17 protein-coding genes are annotated in these 20139 nt (G+C 63.7%); 5 read left to right on the forward strand and 12 right to left on the reverse strand.

Annotated elements, in window-relative coordinates:
- Position 1: 1 nt before the first annotated feature.
- The 7 genes from KK141_RS11365 to KK141_RS11395 all read right to left on the reverse strand — a co-directional run bounded on the left by KK141_RS11365 (position 2) and on the right by KK141_RS11395 (position 6843).
- On the reverse strand, positions 2 to 1699 hold the full coding sequence (locus KK141_RS11365; protein ID WP_214572311.1) for a cyclic peptide export ABC transporter: 1698 nt from the start codon (positions 1697 to 1699) through the stop codon (positions 2 to 4).
- Positions 1700 to 1780: 81 nt separating this feature from the next.
- Complete coding sequence (locus KK141_RS11370; RefSeq protein ID WP_214572310.1) at positions 1781 to 2890, reverse strand: HAD-IIIC family phosphatase; 1110 nt, start codon at positions 2888 to 2890, stop codon at positions 1781 to 1783.
- A 76-nt stretch (positions 2891 to 2966) separates the two neighbouring features.
- Entirely contained in the window at positions 2967 to 3659 is a 693-nt protein-coding gene (locus KK141_RS11375) for a 4'-phosphopantetheinyl transferase superfamily protein (RefSeq protein WP_214572309.1), read from the reverse strand.
- On the reverse strand, positions 3656 to 4861 hold the full coding sequence (locus KK141_RS11380) for an acyl-CoA dehydrogenase family protein (protein ID WP_214572308.1): 1206 nt from the start codon (positions 4859 to 4861) through the stop codon (positions 3656 to 3658). Before KK141_RS11380 ends, KK141_RS11375 begins: the two co-directional genes overlap by 4 nt.
- A 46-nt stretch (positions 4862 to 4907) precedes the next feature.
- Positions 4908 to 5159, reverse strand: coding sequence for a phosphopantetheine-binding protein (locus tag KK141_RS11385; RefSeq protein ID WP_214572307.1), 252 nt, complete (start codon positions 5157 to 5159; stop codon positions 4908 to 4910).
- A 23-nt stretch (positions 5160 to 5182) separates the two neighbouring features.
- Positions 5183 to 6037, reverse strand: coding sequence for a 3-hydroxyacyl-CoA dehydrogenase NAD-binding domain-containing protein (locus KK141_RS11390; protein ID WP_345777611.1), 855 nt, complete (start codon positions 6035 to 6037; stop codon positions 5183 to 5185).
- Positions 6038 to 6114: 77 nt separating this feature from the next.
- A complete protein-coding gene (locus tag KK141_RS11395; protein ID WP_214572306.1) occupies positions 6115 to 6843 on the reverse strand; it encodes an alpha/beta fold hydrolase in 729 nt (242 codons plus the stop codon).
- Between the two features lie 529 nt (positions 6844 to 7372).
- On the opposite strand from KK141_RS11395, the gene KK141_RS11400 reads away from it, so the two are divergent.
- The 3 genes from KK141_RS11400 to KK141_RS11410 all read left to right on the forward strand — a co-directional run bounded on the left by KK141_RS11400 (position 7373) and on the right by KK141_RS11410 (position 13427).
- The gene (locus KK141_RS11400; protein WP_214572305.1) at positions 7373 to 10525 is read left to right on the forward strand and encodes an alpha-amylase family glycosyl hydrolase; all 3153 of its coding nucleotides are present in this window, start codon (positions 7373 to 7375) and stop codon (positions 10523 to 10525) included.
- Between the two features lie 351 nt (positions 10526 to 10876).
- Positions 10877 to 12184, forward strand: coding sequence for an ABC transporter permease (locus KK141_RS11405; protein ID WP_214572304.1), 1308 nt, complete (start codon positions 10877 to 10879; stop codon positions 12182 to 12184).
- Positions 12185 to 12191: 7 nt separating this feature from the next.
- Positions 12192 to 13427: an FtsX-like permease family protein gene (locus KK141_RS11410; protein WP_214572303.1), complete on the forward strand. Its 1236-nt coding sequence runs from the start codon at positions 12192 to 12194 to the stop codon at positions 13425 to 13427.
- Positions 13428 to 13431: 4 nt separating this feature from the next.
- On the opposite strand, the gene KK141_RS11415 is transcribed toward KK141_RS11410, so the two are convergent.
- Both KK141_RS11415 and KK141_RS11420 read right to left on the reverse strand, forming a co-directional pair.
- A complete protein-coding gene (locus tag KK141_RS11415) occupies positions 13432 to 13740 on the reverse strand; it encodes a hypothetical protein (protein WP_214572302.1) in 309 nt (102 codons plus the stop codon).
- A complete protein-coding gene (locus tag KK141_RS11420; protein ID WP_214572301.1) occupies positions 13727 to 14134 on the reverse strand; it encodes a hypothetical protein in 408 nt (135 codons plus the stop codon). Before KK141_RS11420 ends, KK141_RS11415 begins: the two co-directional genes overlap by 14 nt.
- A 194-nt stretch (positions 14135 to 14328) precedes the next feature.
- Here KK141_RS11420 and uraH point away from each other — a divergent pair, with 194 nt between their 5' ends.
- Positions 14329 to 14721, forward strand: coding sequence for a hydroxyisourate hydrolase (uraH, locus tag KK141_RS11425; RefSeq protein ID WP_284733887.1), 393 nt, complete (start codon positions 14329 to 14331; stop codon positions 14719 to 14721).
- 347 nt (positions 14722 to 15068) lie between these two features.
- On the opposite strand, the gene KK141_RS11430 is transcribed toward uraH, so the two are convergent.
- Genes KK141_RS11430 through KK141_RS11440 form a run of 3 tightly spaced genes read right to left on the reverse strand, consistent with a single transcriptional unit; the run spans position 15069 to position 19475 of the window.
- Entirely contained in the window at positions 15069 to 16166 is a 1098-nt protein-coding gene (locus tag KK141_RS11430) for a fimbrial protein (protein ID WP_214572299.1), read from the reverse strand.
- An 18-nt stretch (positions 16167 to 16184) separates the two neighbouring features.
- Positions 16185 to 18824, reverse strand: coding sequence for a fimbria/pilus outer membrane usher protein (locus KK141_RS11435; RefSeq protein ID WP_214572298.1), 2640 nt, complete (start codon positions 18822 to 18824; stop codon positions 16185 to 16187).
- A 51-nt stretch (positions 18825 to 18875) separates the two neighbouring features.
- Complete coding sequence (locus KK141_RS11440) at positions 18876 to 19475, reverse strand: fimbria/pilus periplasmic chaperone (protein WP_214572297.1); 600 nt, start codon at positions 19473 to 19475, stop codon at positions 18876 to 18878.
- Between the two features lie 28 nt (positions 19476 to 19503).
- On the opposite strand from KK141_RS11440, the gene KK141_RS11445 reads away from it, so the two are divergent.
- Positions 19504 to 20091, forward strand: coding sequence for a response regulator (locus KK141_RS11445; protein ID WP_214572296.1), 588 nt, complete (start codon positions 19504 to 19506; stop codon positions 20089 to 20091).
- Positions 20092 to 20139: the final 48 nt, after the last annotated feature.

Below are 20139 nucleotides of genomic sequence, written 5' to 3' on the forward strand. Positions count from 1 at the left end.
TTCAAGCGGGAACGGCTTCGCCTTGCGTGATTTCCTTGGCCAGGCGCCCGCTTTCGAGTTTTATGATCCGGTCCGCGACGTGGTAATAGCGGTCGTCGTGGCTGATCACGATCACTGTCTTACCCTTGGCTTTCAGCTCGGGCAGGATCTTGTGATAGAAGAATTCGCGGAATTCCGGATCCTGGTCCGCCGCCCATTCGTCGAACAGGTAAATGGGACGATCCTCGACATAGGTCGTGACCAGGGCCAGGCGCTTGCGCTGGCCTTGCGACAGGGAGATCGTCGAAAACCTGCCCTCGTGCACCTGCACTTTTTCTTCCAGGCGGAATTCGCGCAGATAGCCGCGGATGACTTCGTCCGTCTGTGGCAGGTCTTCGGCGCCATAGAGCTTGCTGAACAGATAGGAATCGGAAAACACCGTGCCGAAATGCTGCGCGTACCAGGCACGGTTCTCCGCCTGCACCCGCACGCCATTGAGCGAGACCTCGCCGCTGCCGGGCTCGTACAGGCCGCACAGCAGCTTGGCGAATGTGGTCTTGCCGCTGCCGTTGCCGCCGGTGATGAAGAGCAGCTCGCCGGCATTGATCGACAGGTTGATCGGACCGAACTCGAAGCCGTGATCGCCGCCGATGCCTTCATAGGTATGGCGCAGGCCGGTGAGCTTGATGCTGCAGCCGGAGGCATGCAGCCGCTCGCCCAGATCCACGTCGTTTTCCACCGCCGTCGCCACCCGGTCGCGCGTGGTGCGCGAGTGCAGCTCGGAAACCGACATCGAGGCCGCATGGCGGAACACGCCAAGCTCCTCCAGATTGTCCAGCGCCACTCCGGCGCGGGCGAACTGGCCGCCGCTCTCGATCACGCGGTCCATGTTCGAACGGATATACAGGAAGGCGACCATGAAGCTGATCATGACGTCGTGCGTGATGCCGCCGAGCAGGGTCGCGCCGTAGATCAGCAGGCCGACGAAGAGGAAGAACGCCACTTCGGAGTAGCCGTAGATCACCCCGAACAGCAGCTCGGCGCTGTAGCTGCGGTCCCGGTGCTTGGTCGATACGTCGTAAAGCTCGCCCGTATAGAAACCATTCCAGCGGGCCATGTTCATCTTCAGCTCTTTGATGCCGCCGTTCATGGCGTTGTAGGTGGCCAGCATCATCTCGGCGAAGGTGTGCGCCTCGCGCAGGTGCTTCTCGAACCGGCTCTTCATCAGTTCGCGCGTCACCGTCAGGGCCAGCATGAAGCACACCAGCACCAGCAGCAGCTTCCAGGACAGATAGCCCAGATAGAAGAACGAGGCGATGGTCACCGTGTAGTCGACCAGCAGCGCCGGCAGCGAGCGCATGGATTCGGACAGGCGGTCCACGTCCTGGGTCACGGCAGACAACAGCTTGGCGTTGCCCTCGCGCTCCAGGTCCGCCAGCGGCGTATTGATCCACTGCCGTCCCAGCTGCAGGCGCAGATCGAAGGACGACCACAAGGCCAGCTTGGAAATGCTGACCCTGGCGATAAAGCTGGTCACCGCGGCGGCGGTGCACAGGCCGACGAATTTCCACAGATCCTGATTGCCGTCGATGACGCCCCGGAGATGATCATTGAAGATCATCAGCAGCCAGACCGTGCTCAATCCGGCAACGGCCGAGATGGCCGTGGTGGCGAGGATCACCCCGGGGGCGTATCCGAACAGAAAACGTATGATCCTCACCGCACACCCCTCTTAAGCCTCAGTAATGGAATTCCCGACGGGCAAAGGCCCATGCCGGCCCGCGCGCGGCAGGCCGCGGACTCAGGCGAACTCGCGCTCGCGCGAACCGATGCCGTCGACGATGTGGACCGATGCATACGCGGGGTAGTCCGACACCACGCTGCAATCGTTCTCCAGCAGGCTGACGCCATCGACTTCGCCGATATCCTGGAAATGGCTGAAGCGGTAGGTGATGTACATCATGCGATTGCGGTCGGTGCGGATGAATTCCGCGCGCAGGCGCACGCCGGCCTTATGCGCCTCGGCCACCAGGTAATTGATGATGATGGTGCCCACCCCGCGCGACATGACGCGGCAGGACATCAGCAGGAGCTTCACCGTCCAGTGTTCGGGCGCGCGCTCCAGCAGGCACAGGCCGATCTTGCCGTAGGTGCCGAACTTGTCTTCCAGGCCGGCGATCAGCAGCTCGTGGTCCGGCGACTCCATGATGGCCTTGAGTTCGTCGTAGCTGTAGGTGCGGCCCGTGGTATTGAGCTGATGGGTGCGTTTGGTCAGCTCCTCCGCCCGCTGCAGATCCTTTTCGGTTGCCCGGCCCAGGGTCAGCTTGAGGCCGAGCGTGGCCAGGAAATCCTCCTTCGGCCCCTCGAATTTCTCTTCCACCTCGTTGCGCTGGATGTCGCTGAGGTACATCAGCCGGCGGCTCTTGGACTCGTCCGTAACGAAGCGCGGAATGAATTCGCTGCGCTCCAGGATGGAGCCGGCCTCCACCGCGTCGACGCAAAGCACGTCCGGATGCGAGTACGCGACTTCTTCGCGCTCGAAGGATTGGTCGTCGATAAAGGCGATGCTGTCGATGCCGACATTGATCGCCGTCGCGATGGCCTGGACCGAAGCGGCCTTCGAGCCCCAGTTGATCTGCGGATAGAGAAAATACTCGGCGAGCCCGAAGGCGGCCAGCCTGGCCATGGCCGTGGCGTGATCGTTCTTGCTCGAAATCGACTGAAGGATGCCGCGGCGATCGAGCTCCTGGATCACGTCGACGATGCCGGGAATCAAGGCGACGGATTCGTCTTCGAGCAGCACGCCGTTCCAGACCGTGTGGTCGAGATCCCAGACCACGACCTTGACCGACCGGACACGCCGTTCTTCCTTGTCTTTCTCCAGCTCTGCCAATAACGCGTTGCTAGACATCTTCATTTCTCCGATGAAAGGACAGCAACTGTGCGCAACCACGAAACCCTCTCGCCGCGCTCGCGAGGCGACTCGATCAGGAACGAGGGAGCGTTACGCCGGTATAAACGCGCCGGCCGTCGGCCATCCAGCGCCCGATGAACTCGGCGCCGGGGCGCGGCATGGGCTTGGCCTTGTTCTCCACCACGATCGCGAAGCCGCCCTTCCCGGCCGCTCCCGGCTCGACGGAAAAGACTACGGAAACGTCGCGGAACTCGAGGAAGGATCGCGTGCCGGGGTAATAGCACTTGTAGAAAGATTCTTTCGCGCTGAAAGCCAGCTTGGGCCAGTCCACGCCATCGACAGGCGGCAAGGCCTGGAAATGCTCGAGCTCATTCGGCCGGCAGACCAGATAGTGCAGTTCGCCGCCGAGGGGCTTGGCGGATTCGGCATCGAAGCCCAGGCCGGACGCATGGTCCGATCGCGCGACGACCGCGGAACAGAACCCTTCGCAATGCGTAATGCTGCCGCAGAAACTGGCCGGCCAGCGCGGGCTGCGGTCGGCGTCGGCGACGATGGCCTCCGGCGCGCCTCCCGCCCTGGCCAATGCCTTGCGCGCCGCGGCGCGGCCTGCGGAATACTCGCGGCGGCGCGCCGGTATCGCCTTGCTGATATAGGCCTCCTCTTCGGCAAAAAGAGGGGCGGCGAACATGTCCGGATCCGCGATGCAGGCGGCGACGGGGGCGGCGAAAAGCGCCGCCACCGCGCGCTCGTCCGCGGCGGCGCTCATTCCGACACCGTGTCGAGCGCGAGGCGCTCCTTCGATCCGCCGTCCTTCTGCGCCCCCGGCACCCCGGCGCCTGCCAGCAGATGCTGGCGGTCGAATTCCTGGAATCCGAGATTGGCAATCGTGATCTGCTGGATCTGCGTGCTGCCCTCGATCACCTCCATGATCTTGGCGTCGCGCAGCAGGCGCTCGACCGGATAGGAAGGACTGCAGCCGTTCGCGCCATGGATCTGGACCGCGCGATCCGCCGCGCGCATCGCGGCGGTCGAGGCGTGATATTTCGCGATAAAGGTATGCATGATGTCCTGGAAGTCTCCAGACTCACGCAACGCTCCCGCATGGCGGCACAACAGCCGTGCCGCAACGGTGTCCGTGATGGTGTCGGTGATCATCTGCTGGATCAGCTGATGGTCTTTCAGCAGCGCGCCGAAACGCGTGATCTTGCTGGCGTAGGCGTAGCAGGCGTCGAGGGATGCCTGCGCAATGCCCACCGCGCCGCAGGCCACCGAATAGCGGCCAAGCCCGAGCGCGGTCTGCGCGACGGTGGCGCCGAAGCCCGGCCGACCGATCATGTTTTCCTTCGGCACGCGGCACTGGTCGAATGTCACCAGGCCCAGCATCGAGCCGCGCGTGCCGAACATGCCCTCGATCGGCTCGACGGACAGCCCCGCCCTGTCGCGCTCCACCAGAAAGGTCACCGGCAGGCCGTTACAGGTGCATAGGACCAGGTAAAGATTGGCGAGCTGGCCGAAGCTGATCCATTTCTTCTGGCCGTCGAGCACGTACTCGTCGCCATCGGCCACGGCAGTCATCTCGACCGCGGTAATGTCGCTGCCGACATTAGGCTCGCTGACGCCCAGCGCACCGAGCACCTCACCCTTGGCCAGCAACGGCAGCCAGCGCTCCTTGAGCGCCGAACTGCCCCAGCGCAGCAGGGTATGGGCGACCATGTCGTGCACGGTCAGCAGCGTGCGCACCGACGAACAGGTCCGGCCGAGCTCCTCGTGCAGCGCGCCGTAGGTCACCATGTCCATCGACGCGCCGCCCCAGCGGGCCGGCAGGAAGGGTGCGAAATAGCCGTGCTGCGCCAGGTCCGGGACGATCGAATCGACGATCTTCTGCGAACGATCGTGGATCTCGGCGAAGGGAGCGACCCTCTCCAGCGCAAACCGGCGGAATTCGCCCTGGCGGCCTTCTGTGTCCATACCGCTACTGACCATCGCAGCTCCTCCCGGTGTCGTCGTTTGCGTTCTAGGCAGCCACCACCACGCCTTGCTTGCGTCCGAGCATCTGCGCGATCGAATCGATCGTGCTGAAGTTCGCCAACTGGAGATCGTCGTCTTCGATGGTGATCTTGAACTCCTTCTCCAGCCAGGCGATGAGCTGGATGGCGAACAGCGAGTTCACGTAGCCGCCGGCGAACACGTCGTCCGCGTCGCCGAGCTCGTCGGTGCGGAAGAAGCGCGAGAAGAACTGGCGGATGATCTGCTTGTATTCACTCATGGTGGACTCCTTCCCTTTGCGAATCAGTATTCGAAAAAGCCCCTGCCGTTCTTGCGGCCATGCAAGCCGGCGTCCACCATCTGCTTGAGCAAGGGACACGGGCGGTATTTGCTGTCGTTGAAGCTGTCGTACAGCACCTCGATCGAATACAGGATCGTGTCCAGGCCGATCAGGTCCGCGGTTGCCAGCGGCCCCATGGTGTGGCCGAAGCATTCGATAAAGATCTTGTCGATATCCGCCGGCGGGGCGACGCGGTCGTGCACGAGGAACGCGGCCTCGTTGACGGTCAGCATCAGCACCCGGTTGGACACGAATCCCGGCGAGTCCGACACGATGACGGATTCCTTGCCGAACTGGCCCAGGAACCGGTTGGCGGTGTCGATCGTTTCGTTCGAGGTGTGATAGCCACGGATGACCTCCACCGTCTTCTTCATCGGCACGGGATTCATGAAATGCATCCCGAGGATCCGGTCCGGACGCCCCGTGAGGGAACCGATGCGGGTGATCGATATGGCGGAGGTGTTCACCGCAAACACGATGTCAGGGCGGCAGATCTTGTCGATCTGCCGGTAAATCTCTTTCTTGATGTCGAAGTTTTCCGTCGCGTTCTCGACGACGAAATCGGCTTCCTCCAGGACGGCGAGATCCGTGGAGGTGACGATGGACGCCAGGACTTCATCGACGCCCCGGCCTCCCGGCTTCTTGCCCATCAGGAGCTGCGCTCGAAGATTCTGGCGGATCGACCGCAGCGCGTCGTCGAGGATGTCTTTCCCGATATCGATAAGCAGCACTTTGTGCCCGTGCTGGGCGAGATCCTGGGCAAGTCCACGCCCCATCACCCCAGCGCCCACGACTCCGATCACATTCAAATCAGGCACTAGCCACCTCTTCGATATGAAGGTTGCGAACTGCGAAACCCGCGAATGAAACGGCGCGAATGAAGCGGGATGCGCCGTCAGCCGGCGCGGCGCTCCGGCTGCGCGGTGCGCGCCATGAGCTTGCGCAGCTCGATGGACAGCGCGCGCAGGAACAGCGGCTGGGCGGAGCGGATGAAGAAATGGTCGCCCGGCATCATCTGCAGGCCGAAAGAGCCGTCCGTCGCCTCGCGCCAGGCGTCGACGTCGGCGCGGCCGGCCTCGGGATCGCGCAGGCCGCCGAATGCAAGGACATCGCACTTGAGCCGGGGCTCGTCGCGATGCTTGTAGTCCTCGTGAACGGCCAGGTCCGCGCGCAGCATCGGCTCGATCAGGGACATCAGCTCGTTGTCGCCGAGGACCTCCTCAGGCGTGCCGCCCAAATGGCGCAGGCCCTCGATGAATTCCTCACGCGACAGGTGGTTGATCGGCGCGCGGGTCAAGGGCCGGTGTGGCGCCACCCTGCCCGAAACGATCAGGCATTCGGGCGCAGGCTTGCCTTCCTGCTGCAGCCTTCGCGCCAACTCGAACGCGATGATCGCGCCCATGCTGTGCCCGAACAGGGTGAACGGGCGATCCATCAAAGGCGTCAATACGGGCAGCAGCGCATCGACGATCTCGTCCGCATTCGCCATGGGCGCTTCGCGCTGGCGCATCTCCCTGCCCGGCAGCTGCACCGCGCAGAGCTCGATGCTACGCGGCAGATGATCCCGCCAGTCCCGGTAAGCCTGGGCCGAGCCGCCGGCAAAGGGAAAACAGAACAGACGCATCGCAGCGTCCGCGTTTGGAGCATGTACCTGGAGCCATGGATTGGACACTTCCCTTGCCTCGCACGAGTTGAATTGACGGAGCCGGTGACAGCACAAACTGGAGCCACAGCGCACGACGAAAATTCAGGCGTTCCAATACAACCAAGGGTGTTTCAAAAGCAGGCGGCGGCGCGGCCTGCATTGCAAAGCAATGACAGCGGAATTTAAGTTTCGCCCGCTTTTTTCAGGCAATAAAACGTGACCCCGCGCACCTTTCGATGCGCGACTACTTCGGGCAAAGCCACGGAAATAAACGGCAAGCCACCTCTGGCCTGGATGCTGCTCAGGGCCATTCCACAGTATCTAAGGATGCGCGCTCCCCTGCGCCCCTGGCTGTAGGCGGCTTGTCTTCTGAGGCTACACTGCGTTCGCGTGAAACCATCGTGAACATATACGCGAGCATCGCGCCCCATTGACATCACGGATGCACGTTGCTGTTCTTTAGCGAGCGTGAAGCCCGAAAACTCATCGATGCAGCCGTGGGATTCCAATGCGCCTCATCACTTCTTCCCGACCCGTCGATGCCCTACCGGCTTCGTCGACGCGAAATGATTTCGGCCGGTCTTATTCGATATTCACGAAGCAGCTTGGCAGCGGAGATTTTCGCGCCATTTCGAACCAAGTCGACGCCCTGCACCGTCTCGGCATCGGCAAACTGCATTTGAGCCCGGTCTATCCGCAGTCCTGCCAGCGCTACAACGCGACGCATAACGACCATCAATACTGGCCATCCGATCACACCTCGATCGACGATGGACTGGGCGGCGAGCAGGCCTTCCTGGACTTGCTTGAAACGCTGCGCCGCCACTCCATCGACATCGTCCTCGATCTGATCCTTACTCATTTCGGCTATGGCGGAGGCGATGCGCAGATACTGGATCGGCACGATCTGCGCCGGCCGGAGTGCTATCGGATCGACCTCAATCCTCCGGAACATCTCTACACGGAAGTCGAGCAGGCCTCGTCCTATCGGGTGCAACTATCGCTGCGCGACGAGATTGCGAAGTACGCGATCTACAACATGCCGTCCTTCGATCATTCGGACTCCGCGGCACGCAGATACATCATCGACGCCCACAAGCGATTCATCGCCATGGGTGTGCGCGCCTTCCGGATCGATTCCGCGCGCCATATTCCGCTGGATTTCCTGGCCGACTTCATCGCCGAATTAGCGAATGGCGCGCCGGGCGAAAACGTGTCGTTCCTGCTGGAGGAAGCCGGTACACGATACACATCCATCGCATGCACCTATTACGAAACGCTCCATCGCATACCGGACAATGCGCGGGTTTATTTTCTGGATTTCCCGCTTAACGGCGCCGTCCTTGCGCTGCAGGATGCCGCCATCTCGTTCAAGCGATTCGTCCGCTTCATCCACGACCGCGAAACGCCGCTTACGCCGCTGGAGCGACTGATTCCCTTTGTGGAAAGCCACGATTCGACAGCCTTGCCGGCCGACCGGTTCTGGGCGCTGGCGATGTCCGTGGTGACGCACTTTTTCAGCTCCTGCGCCCCCATGCTTTTTCATGGCGGCGAAGCCTTTATGGACCGCAAGCAGGCCCGCGAGCACATCGATGCGATAGCGCCTTCCGGGGTGATCAACGATCTGATCGGGACCATGGAGTCGATCCTCGATCCTTATCGGGCCTCCGCAAACTTCGGCGACACCAAGGAGTACTGCGTCACCGACGACACACTGCTTGCCGCCAAGTCGGCCGATGGGCGGCGGCTGTTCCTGTTTATCAGCCGGTCCGAGGACCGCATCGACCTGGCGTTCTACTTTGGGGCAAGCCTGCGCAACGCTGGAATGCATACCGCCGTATCGCTGGGGGAAAAATGCGCCATCGATTGCCGCGACGATGTCCTTCGGATCGTATGCGACGGACCAGCCTGCGCAGTCTTCGAACTGATCGAAGCACAAGCCCATGCGGACGACCCGGCCCATCCGGTGAACCTCGGCATCTGGGCCGATATGCTGCATGCGCCACGGAACTCGCGGCACAAGGTGCTCATGGCCGCCATGGAGTTTGGCCATATCGAAGGCCTGCATGGCCCCGATGGCGAACCGATCGACGTCCGGATGGGCGGCCTGGGCCAGGTCATCAGCGAGATCGTTCGGGACTACCCCGACTTCCTCAGCAAGGACGACGGCGAGTGCTTCTTTGCTTTCCCGCTTTATTCCGGCATTCCGCGGGAATCGCTCAGCCACGTCGCGTCATTCGACATAGAGGTGGAAGGCCGAATTGAAACAATGCAGGTCTATGGCCTTCCGGCCCTGCCCCGCCCCCGGATCTATTTTCTTGCCCATCCGCATTTTCTGCGCCGATCCGCCATCGCCGGCACCGGCGCACGTAACGTCTATCACACGGACGGCTATCGCGATGAGATGATTTTTCTGCGCCTGTTCAACCGGGGACTGGCGCACCTGTTCGATCGGCTGCAATGCACGGTGTATCACGGCCACGACTATCACACCTCGCTGGTGCCGTTCTTTCTCGACCGGAACGCTACCTGCACGCTCAGCATTCACAACGCGGGCGCCGCCTATGTGAGTTCCATGACCCTGCCTTACTACGGCGGGCTGGATCGCTCCTCGGAGGCATTCCAGGAAACCTCGGTATCGATCGAGGAGTTCTCGCGCATTCTCGGCATCGACCTGTGCCTGGCGATCGAGCATTTCCAGCACAAAGGGGCGATCAACATCCTGAAAGGCGCGACCAGCTTCGTCGCTGCACACAATCTGGTGGGCGGCCTGCCGGTGAGCGCCGCCTACGCCCGCGAACTCTCCCGCTCGTGGGGCGAGGTCATGAATCGCGTCGCGCAGGCCCATGGAAAGATGGCGCGGGACCCCTTCAACCTGCTGGTGCCCAGCGGACACGTGCGGTATCCACTGCTTTACGGCATCAACAACGGCTCAGCGTTCGATGGCGAGGGCTTGCCGGCGGACGCCGACGAGGCAACGGGAGCGGCCATCAAGCGCGCCGCAAAAGCCGAACTTCTAAAACATCTATGGCCCGGCACAGATCACAACCGCCCGCTCTGCGCCATCATCACCCGCCTTACCGACCAGAAGAACATCGCCGCGATCACCCAAAGCGCAGGTTTTATCCTGGAAAGTGGCGGATGCGTCATCGTCGCCGGTCCGATGGACCAGAGCATGACGGCAGACAAGCTGCAGGCACTGGTCGGACTGGAGGAAAGATTTCCGGCGTCGTTCCGGTTCTCACCGGAGTTCATCGACCAGCGCACGCGAAAACGGATCCTGCTCGCCGCGGACTTCACCATTATCCCCAGCCGATTCGAACCGTTCGGCCTGACCGATATCGAATTCAGCCGCTACGGCGCCATCGTCGTGGCACGCCGGACCGGCGGCCTCGGCAAGGTCCGCCACGGGCTCTATTACACCTGGGAAGACACCACCGATATCGAGGGCGAAATGGACACGCTCAAAGCGCTGATCGGACAGGTCATGAGCAAGCTTCGACACCAGGCAGACGACATGCGCGCGCTATCGCACCGGGCCAGGAAGGAAAGCTTCGCCTGGTCGACGGCCTTCTCGGAATATCGTGCGATCTACTGCGCGATCGAGGCCTATAAGCAGCTTCGCTACGCACAAACCCGAACCGCATCCACTTCACCATGATTTCACAGACATCAATGAAACATGACGCGGCTTGCACCGCAGCCTGCAGCGTCGGAGTAGTAACCACCAAGGAGCCTGGTCGATGCTGACTGTAGGAAGGGCCGCGGCAGTCTCCACTCGCCATGCGCTCGCATGGCCGGCACGCAAGCCCCACCCGCTATCTCGCCAGGCTGTGCCGTCTTATCGGCACGAGGCGACCAGGACCGAGGCACGGTCGACCCACCACACCTTACCGACGCCTGCCGGAACACCGGCGGCGACAGTGCGGCCACCCGCATGCACCGGTACGCAAGGCGAATCAGGACGGTAACAGCACCCGGCGGCACCCGCTTCCGCACCCGAAGGAGAACCATGTTCGGCTATTACCTCGACCTGGCCCTGCAGAGCCTGAAGCGCAACAAGGTGCTTACCGCATTGATGGTGTTGTCCATCGCACTGGGCATCGGCGCCTCGATCACCACGCTCACCGTATTGCGGCTGGTATCCGGCGATCCATTGCCGGGAATCAGCGACACGCTCTACTACCCGCAGATCGACCCTCGCGACGCCGGCGGCATCATGCCGGGCGAGGAACCGCCCGAGCAGGTCACGCTGATCGACGGCTTCAACCTGCTGCGGGCCAAGCAAGCGGATCGGCAGGCCTTGATGACCGGCGGCTCCATTCCCGTCCAGACCGAGTCGGCCACCACCGATCCGTTCTACGTCGAGACACGCTTCACCACCGCGGACTTCTTCGCCATGTTCGGCGCGCCGTTCCGCTACGGCCGCGGCTGGAACGAGGCCGATGACGAGGCCAAGGCGCGCAACGTCGTCATCAGCGCCAAGTTGAACGAGCGCCTGTTCGGCGATGCCAACAGCGTGGGCCGCATCATCCGCCTGGCCGGCAGCCAGTTCCGCGTGGTCGGCGTGCTCGGCGACTGGGCGCCCAACCCGCATTTCTATGACGTCACCACCGGCACCTACGGCTACGCGGAAGACGTATTCATTCCGCTACAGTCGGCGCTCGACCTGCATATGCAGCACAAGGGCTCCAACGATTGCTGGGGTAATGGCACCGGTGGCGTCGGCCGCATCTATCCCTCGCCGACCTGCGTGTGGTTGCAGTTCTGGGTGCAGCTGGACACGCCAGCCAAGGCCGCCAGCTACAAGCAGTTCCTGATTCACTATTCCGAGCAGCAGAAGACCATGGGCCGTTTCGCGCTGCCGCCGAACGTGCGCCTGAGCAACGTAATGGAATGGCTCGCCTACGAGCATGTGGTACCCGGCGACGTGCGCCTGCAGACAGGGCTCGCCTTCGGCTTTCTGCTGGTATGCCTCAGCAATACGGTGGGCCTGATGCTGGCGAAATTCCTGCGGCGCGCCTCCGAACTCAGCGTGCGGCGCGCGCTGGGCGCCTCCCGGCGCGCCTTGTTCGCGCAGCTGCTGGTCGAATCGGGCGTGGTGGGCGTGGTGGGCGGCGCCGGCGGATTGCTGCTGGCCCTGTTCGGCCTGTGGGTCGTACGGCATCGGCCATCCAACTATGCCGCCATGGCGCACCTCGACCCCCAAATGCTGCTGACCACTTTCCTGCTGGCGCTCGGCGCAAGCCTGCTGGCCGGCCTGCTGCCGGCGTGGCGGGCCTGCCAGGTCGCGCCCGCGCTCCAGCTCAAGAACGGTTGAGGCCACCATGACGGAATTCCGACCGATCCTCTCGACGCTGTGGCGGCACAAGATCACTTCGGCGCTGCTGATTCTGTCGATCGCGCTGACCTGCGCCATCGTCTGCAACACGGTGTTCATGATCAGCCACCGCCTGCAGCACATGCGCCTCAGCAGCGGCGTCGACGAGCATTCGCTGATCCAGATCCAGCTGGCCGAGAACGCCCCCACGCTCGACATCTACGCCCGCGCGCGCGAAGACCTCGCTGTGCTGCGGCAGGTGGCGGGCGTGCAGGCGGCGGCATTGACCAACCAGTTGCCGATGGGAGACTCCTCGGCGAACGGCAGCGTCAAGCTGGACGAGGATCAGCGCGAGGCCACCGTCAACGTCGCCACCTATTTCGGCGAGGACCTGCCGAATACGCTGGGCACGCAAGTGGTGGCGGGACGCGATCTGCTGCCGAACGAATTCGTCAACGCGGACATCGTGGTCAACGGCCTGGCCAGCGGCGACACCAAGGGCCTGCCCGCGGCCACCCTGATCACGCAGGCGCTGGCCGAACGGCTATGGCCGGGCGAGAACCCGCTGGGCAAGACGATCTACGTCGCCAAGGGTTTCGGCGTGCGCGTGGTCGGCGTCATCGGCAACCTGGCGCGGGCCAATGCCTATGACGACCACACCGCGCATTACTCGATCATCCTGCCGCTGTTCATGGGCGCGAGCAACGGCCAGAGCTACGTCATCCGCGCCCGTCCCCAGGACCGCGACGCCGTGCTGCAGGCCGCGGTGGCCGCGTTGAAGAAGGCCGATCCGGGACGGGTGGTGATCAGGCAGCGCACCTACGACGAAGTCCGCGACCAGTTCTTCCAGGACGACCGCGCCATGGCCAGCATCCTGGCCGGCTCGATCTTCGCCCTGCTGGTGGTGACCGCACTGGGCATCGTGGGCCTGACCAGTTTCTGGGTGGAGCAGCGGCGCCGCAGCATCGGCGTGCGCCGCGCGCTGGGCGCCACCTGCAGCCATATCCTGCGTTATTTCCAGATCGAAAATTTCCTGCTCGCCACCCTCGGCATCGCCCTGGGCATGGCCATGGCCTATGGCATCAATCTGTATCTGATGACGTATTACGAGCTGCCGCGGCTTCCCGATGCCTACCTGCCGGTGGGCGCGCTGTCGCTGTGGATCATCGGCCAGCTTGCGGTGCTCGGCCCTGCGCTGCGCGCCTCGACCGTGCCGCCGATCGTGGCGACACGCTCGGTGTGAGGGCTTACGAGTCCGCCGGATCCACCCGCACCCGGGGGCTTTCAAACGCCAGCTGGGTCTGCAGCATCACCTGGTAGACGCGCCGGCCCTTCGCGCTCAGGCCATGCACGCAAAAATCGATGGTGCGGTAACCCGAAGCATCGGTGACGATCTCGGAGCTGATCAGGCCATGCTTATGCAGGGTACTGAAACCGCCGAGCACCTGCTCGCGGGTATGGCTTGCGCCGGGATCGTATTCCGTCGCGACCATCGGCGAGCACAGGGCCACGGCGTGCAGCAGATCGAAGATCAGCGCGATATCAGCGAACGACACGGCCACCGCTCCTGTCGACACCCTGGACATGGCGCAGGCGCGGCCTGCCATCCACACGCAAGGCGGCCTCATCGAAGTCCTTCGAAGCCAGCAAGGTCTCCCGCAGGAAACGATGCATGCCGCGCCCGCAGTCGCTGGCGCCGTGATCGAACGAGATAAGGCTGTCCTTGCCATCGGCGAAACTCACCACCGGCGGCTCGATCAGGCGTTCCCGCCACAGCATGCAAAGACAGGAAAGGATTTCCGGACGGGTGTATTTGCCGTCGTAATGGGATACGTCGAGCTGGCCGCGCGCAATCGCCGCCCCCAGCAAATCATAGACAAGAAAAATATCTGCATACGGCATCGCGGCAGGCACCTGATCGGAAGCCGCAAAGCCTAGAAACGCCGCCATCGCTTACCAACAGGAAATTTCTCGACCTCCGCGCCGCGGAAAATCCGCGCGCCGCCAGCCGTTCGAACTGGACTATTCCGGCAGGATCGGCGCTGCCATAGCGGTGCAATGAAGGCGCTCGACACCGCATGGTGCGAGCTCTTCAAACACCCACCGGGAGGCAGATGATGGCTTGGCTTCGATCAATGGCTTGGATGGCAACGTGTGCGCTGGCGGCAACGTCCGCGTGCGCCGCGGAATCGCGTGCGATCAGTGTGCACGTACTGGATCAGGTGCGCGGGCAACCCGCCCCGGCGATGGGTATCAAACTGGAAGAGCAATCCGGGGGCGGCGACACCTGGAAGCTCGTGGCGCGCAAGACCACCGACGCGAACGGGCGCGTCGCAAGCCTGCTTCCCGAAGACGAGCCGCCGCACAAGGGCACCTATCGCGTCACCTTCGCCACCGGCGGATGGTTCGAGGCGCATGCGCAGTCGACCTTCTTCCCGTCGGTCACCGTGACATTCCGCGTCGACGACCCCGCCCAGGGCTATCACATACCGCTGCTTTTGAGCCCGTTCGGATATTCCACTTATCGCGGCAACTGATCCCATGTCACCGCCGCGGCCGGATATGAGGCCGCGGCGACCCTCAATCTGCACAAACAAAAGAAGCCAACCGGCCGCCAGGCCTGTTGGCTTCTTTTGCTTACACCAATCCACCCGCACACAGATCAAAGGATCCTCCCCGCCGGCCAACCACCGTGCACAGACCAGGGGGTGGCGGACCGCACGCGGTGAATGGAATGTCCATCCGGCGGGGAGGAAAACCGAAGGCGCAGCGAAACCATGGCGCCTGGCGGTGCGCACATTAGCGATACCGCAAAGAGGCTCGATACCGGATATTTCCAATGCGCCGGAAAGCTCAACCAAACGACCGAAAATCCAGGACGAACTCACTGATACGAAAACGTGTACGTCGCCTGCACACTGACCGCGCCCACCGGAAAGGCGTTGCTGGCGCAGGACCCGCATTTGTAATTGTGATACCAGGCCCGAAGCGGAATGCTCAGGACACCATCCGGCGTATCGCCGATCAGCCACTGCCCCTTGGCGCCCGCCGCGGACGAATCGGGCGCGAACCGCACATCCGAGCCGTCTTCGCGCTCGATCTTGACGCCCACCTGCCCCCACTGCTTACCCTTGGGAAACAGCAGAGAAGATTCGCTGCCGGGAAAATTGGCGTCGGTCATCAGCATGTAAAGGCGCGCGCCCTTCTGGCACTGCAGCGAGATAGTGAAAGGCGTGCCGCCCGCGGTCGACGGGCCGTCATCCACATTCATCGAACTCATGCCCAGGGCGCTTTGCGAGATCGTCGGCAGGGTGACCGCTTGTGTCGCATTGATCACGCTGCACGTGGTGAGCGCCGGCTTGCGGATGGAGTAACCCACTTTGAAGTAGCTGCCGTCCCCGGTCCCATTGCCCCAGACCTGCCCGGCCACGCCAAGCTGCGGTTGCAGCTCCTGCGAACCCGCGGAGATGGCGCCGGCCGTTTTCACCAATTCGATCGAGCCACTCCATTTGAAACTGGTCTGGCCGGCCACCGCCGCACCGAAATCCAGTGCGGCGGCGTAACCATCCAGAGGCACGATCGACAAGGGCGAGCCGGATGCATCGCGAAACCGGAAACCGACACCGGCCACCTCGTTCTGGACCTGCTTGTAGACACGATCCAGGCCATCGACCGCAACAATGGATACGGCGGGCGACTGGAAGAACAAGGCCCAATGTTTTCCGCCGGTAATGCCTGTGCTTTTGCAGCTGACATCCCAGGATATCGAGACCTTTGAATTGGGAATGACCCCGCCCACCGGCAGATCGCGCGGGACGTCGAGCCCCGCCAGCTGCACCTTGGCAGGAAGGGCCGGCGAGCCGGAAGCGGAACAGTCGGTCGTTGCCCGGAGCGACCCCGCAGCCGCGCGCACTGGCGTGAACAAGGTGCCAAGCGCCAGCAGAAACAGGGGCAGTGCGACTGAGTATTTTATTGCTTTCATAACCTGGTTCCCGATCATTTATTGCTGACCTGAGTCATGCCGGTCCATCGTGATCACCGCCGGATGCGGACCACGCAGGAGCTCAGCCTCGACACCTGGCGCGACGACAGCGCAGCCCGACTGCAAATAGGCGTAGTCCCGCGCGCCGCTCCGCTCAGGATGTGCCGGCGGCAACCGGTAGTGGAAACTGCAGGCGCGCCGCTCATCCAGGCGCACCGTCAAGCGGCCCTCTTCGGCGATGCCGCGCACCAGCGCCCGCCCACCTTGGGAAACCACACCCACCTGCTGCCCGGAGGGATCGAATACATCCGAGCCGAAAGGAATCGTGACGCCATCGGCGGGCTTGAGGTCGATCACCGCCACCCGCCCCTTGCGGGTCTTGAATGCCGCCATCACCACGGCGCCACTGCGCGGCACCACGTCGTGGCTGCTCTCCAGCAACTCCACGCCCGCCGACAGATCCTGAGGATTGAGTTCGATACTGTTGCGGCGATAGGGCGTGAGGTATGGCACGATGGCATAGCCGCGCCGGTCGATCTTCGCTCCCGGCGACATGCTCAAGCCCGCGCCTGCCGCATCCGGCGCCTTCACCAGCGCAATGGTGTCGCCCATGCCCTGGCCCAGCGCGATGCCACCGGCATGGATCACCGCGGCACCCGTCGCGCCGAAGGCCGCCTGCCGGTAACCCTGCCCGCCCGAGACCGAGCCGGTCAGCACCGCGAGCGGGCTGCGATAGCTGCCGCTGGCATTCCAGGACGCGCTTCCCGCCGCATCGCGCGCCAGCGACAGGCCGTAGGCGGCACGGTCGCCCGCGGTGCGGCTGAAGGAAATCCGCCCGTCGCTGCCGCCACGGCCCGTGCCGCCACCGAGATCGACATTGCCGCCACCGAAGGGAATGGACAGCGAGGCGAATACGCGATTATCCATACGTCCATCGCCGGCGCGGGAGCGCGATGCGGAGATGGAGTAGTTGAACCAGCGCGCCGCGCCGCTATAGCCGAACTGGAACTGCGCATCCGCGCCGCCGCGCCCCCAATAATTCTGCGCCGAGCCGGTCAGATACAGCGCACCCTGCCCCAGCGGCTGGCTGATCGTGACCTGGGCGGAACTGCGCTGGCGTCGCAGCGCCGCGGTGCCGCGGCCTTGCGCCAGCACCGCATCGCGCAGACTGAGATAACCGCCGGTCGAATAGCGATAGGCCGCCACCGATACGTTCGTACCCGTGGCTGAAATCGCCTTGCTGTAGGTAAGGCGCACGCTTTCGCCCTGCATATGCCGCTTCGCCAGCGGCCGCAGCAGACTGTCGCCGGACAGGTACTGCGCTGCGGCCTCCGGCGCCGGCACCGCAGCACGTGCGTGCGTGACATCCAGGCCGAATGCACCGAGTCGCGTATTGAAAGCAGCGCCAAACTGCACGGCCTGATAATCCTTGGCCAGGACGGCGCCGCCGTAAGCGGTGATGCGATTGGACAAACCCCGTTGCCAGGTGCCCTGGAACACCAGCGGATGCGCCAGCCCTTCAGCGCTGCGGTATTGCCCAAGCGCGACGCTGTAGCGCGAAAGGCCCGGACGCAGCAGGCGATTGACCGCCGCGTACGGCACGCTGAAATGCTGTTCCTGCCCACTGGCCTCGCGCACGGTCACCTCCAGGTCGCCGCCGTACCCGGTGGGATACAGGTCATCGATGCGGAACGGACCGGCCGCCACCGTGGTTTCGTAAATCACATAGCCGTTTTGCCGGACCGTGACCACGGCATTGCTCACGGCGATGCCGCGCACCACCGGCGCATAGCCTTGCTGCGAATCCGGCAGCATCTGGTCGTCGCTGGCGACCTGGGCGCCGCGCAGCGCCACGGCATCGAACAGCTCGCCACCGGTGACGAAGTCGCCCACGGTGAGCCTGGACCGCAGCGCGGTCAGGTCGTGCTGCGCGTAGTTGCGCAGCGCCTGCCAGCGCAGGCCGCGCCCGCTGTCGCTCCATTGCAGGGACGACTGATGGCGCAGCTGCCAGCCCCCGAGATTCAGGCCGCCGACCAGCCCGAGATAACCATCGCGCTGCCGGTGCCCGCGATTCCAGCTCTGCGACATATTGAAGTTGTAGTTCAAAGTGCCCGCGGCGATGCCGTCGTCCCAGCGCGCGGGATCCACGTAGCCGCGGGCTTGCCGGCGCATCGAGGCCTGCGGAACGCTGATATCCAGGCGTTGCTCGCCGGGATCGAAGCGCACCCGCGCGGAGGCAATCCTTTGCGGCAGATCGACACAATCGCCGGCCGACGCATCGTCGGGCAAGGCCACACCCAGCCGCAGCAGGAAATCACCGTCAAGACAGGCAGCGGCATCGCCATCGGGCACGGCCGCGACGAAACGCAGGGTTTCATCGCCACGCGGATCGCCATTGACGTACACATTCACCCGATAGCTCCCGGGCGCCACATGATTGCCGCTGCGGAAGCGCGCCAGATCGGCCGACCCGGCACCACCGGAAAGAAAGACCGGGTCGAACTCCAGCGCATCCGCTGGCTTGCCATCGGCCACCTGCATCGCCTGCGCCGCAAGCGGACTGACACCCGCCAGCGCGCACATCAGCCATACGTGGAGTTTGCGAGGACGCAGCAGCCCCCACCCGCCCCCGGCGGGGCGGAACGTCGTCGCGAACATGAGGATGGACCTGTCGAGGAGTGGGCGAATACCGGCGCTGCCGTTACCTGCTTAAAGACCCTTGTCGAACTCGCGATGCGCGCCGTAGTCGTCGATGGCCACGTAATGCACGAAGGCCTTCGCGGGCTGGCGCTGCAGCTTTGGAATGGCAAGCGTCAGTGTCTCGCCCGGCCTGGCCATGCCGTCGCCCACCATCAGCGACATGCCGTCGGCAAGCAGCTCGATGCCCGCAAGCGATACGTGATAAGGGCTGGGATTCCCGATCTCCATCGCATATCCCGAACCGGAAGAGACCATCTTCCATGACAACTGGCGCATGGCATCTTCAGGACTGCCCGGCAGATGCTCGGGGCGGAAGAACACCTTGATGCGCGTGCGGATGGCGAACTGCAAAACGTTTGCGTCGCCAGCGGATCCGGACTTGGGCGGAATCTCCAGCACGTTCAGCCAGAACACCGACTCCTTGTCGCTCGCCAACGGCTCGCCGGTATACACCAGCCGCAGGATCTGACTGTGCCCATCATCCAGCCGCGCGATCGGCGGCATCAGCACGAACGGCGTGCGGATGGCCTCCGGCGACTGGCGCGGATCGCCGGTATCCAGCCAGGACTGCACCACCACCGGCGACTGGCCGTTGTTGTGCAGGCGCACGTCGACTTCTTTCTTCTGCGCGGGATACGTGCTGGCCGCCCGCGTGCGTGCGCGGGAATCGGCGAACCAGCATCTGCCCATCCTGGCGCTGACTGCCAGCGCCCTGCCGGATGAAGCGGAACGCTGTTCGCAGGCAGGCATGGATGCCTTGCTGGTCAAGCCCACCGGCCTGGGCGAACTGCGCGAAGCGCTCTATCGGTGGATGCCTGCCGCGGCCGGCGAGCGGCGACAGGACGAGGCGCCGGCACGCACCTTGTCGCCGATCGAAGCGCTCACCGAACTGTTCGGACCGTCCGCACGGCTGGACGAGCTGCTCGACGGCTTCCTGTCGACCGCACACGAGGATCTGGCAAGCTTCGACGAAGCCGTGCGCACGGAGCGGCTGCAAGCCATCGCCGGCTGCATCCACCGCATCAATGGGGCGATCAAGATCTTCGGCGCGGCCGAGCTTGCCGAGGAAGGCGAACATATCCGCAGCGCCCTGCTCGAACAGCAGCGCATCGGCGCACAGGAACATCCCCTGCAGCGCTATCGGCAGGAGCTCGCGCGCCTGATCGAATCGCTGAGCCGCCATCGGCGCGAGCTTGGCAACGCAACGGATCACGCCACCCGCTGATCCGCCCGCACGCCGCTGCCCCGCCGTAAAAAAAGGCCCCGACGGGGC

The organism is Dyella sp. LX-66, assembly GCF_018599165.1.
Lineage (GTDB): Bacteria > Pseudomonadota > Gammaproteobacteria > Xanthomonadales > Rhodanobacteraceae > Dyella_D > Dyella_D marensis.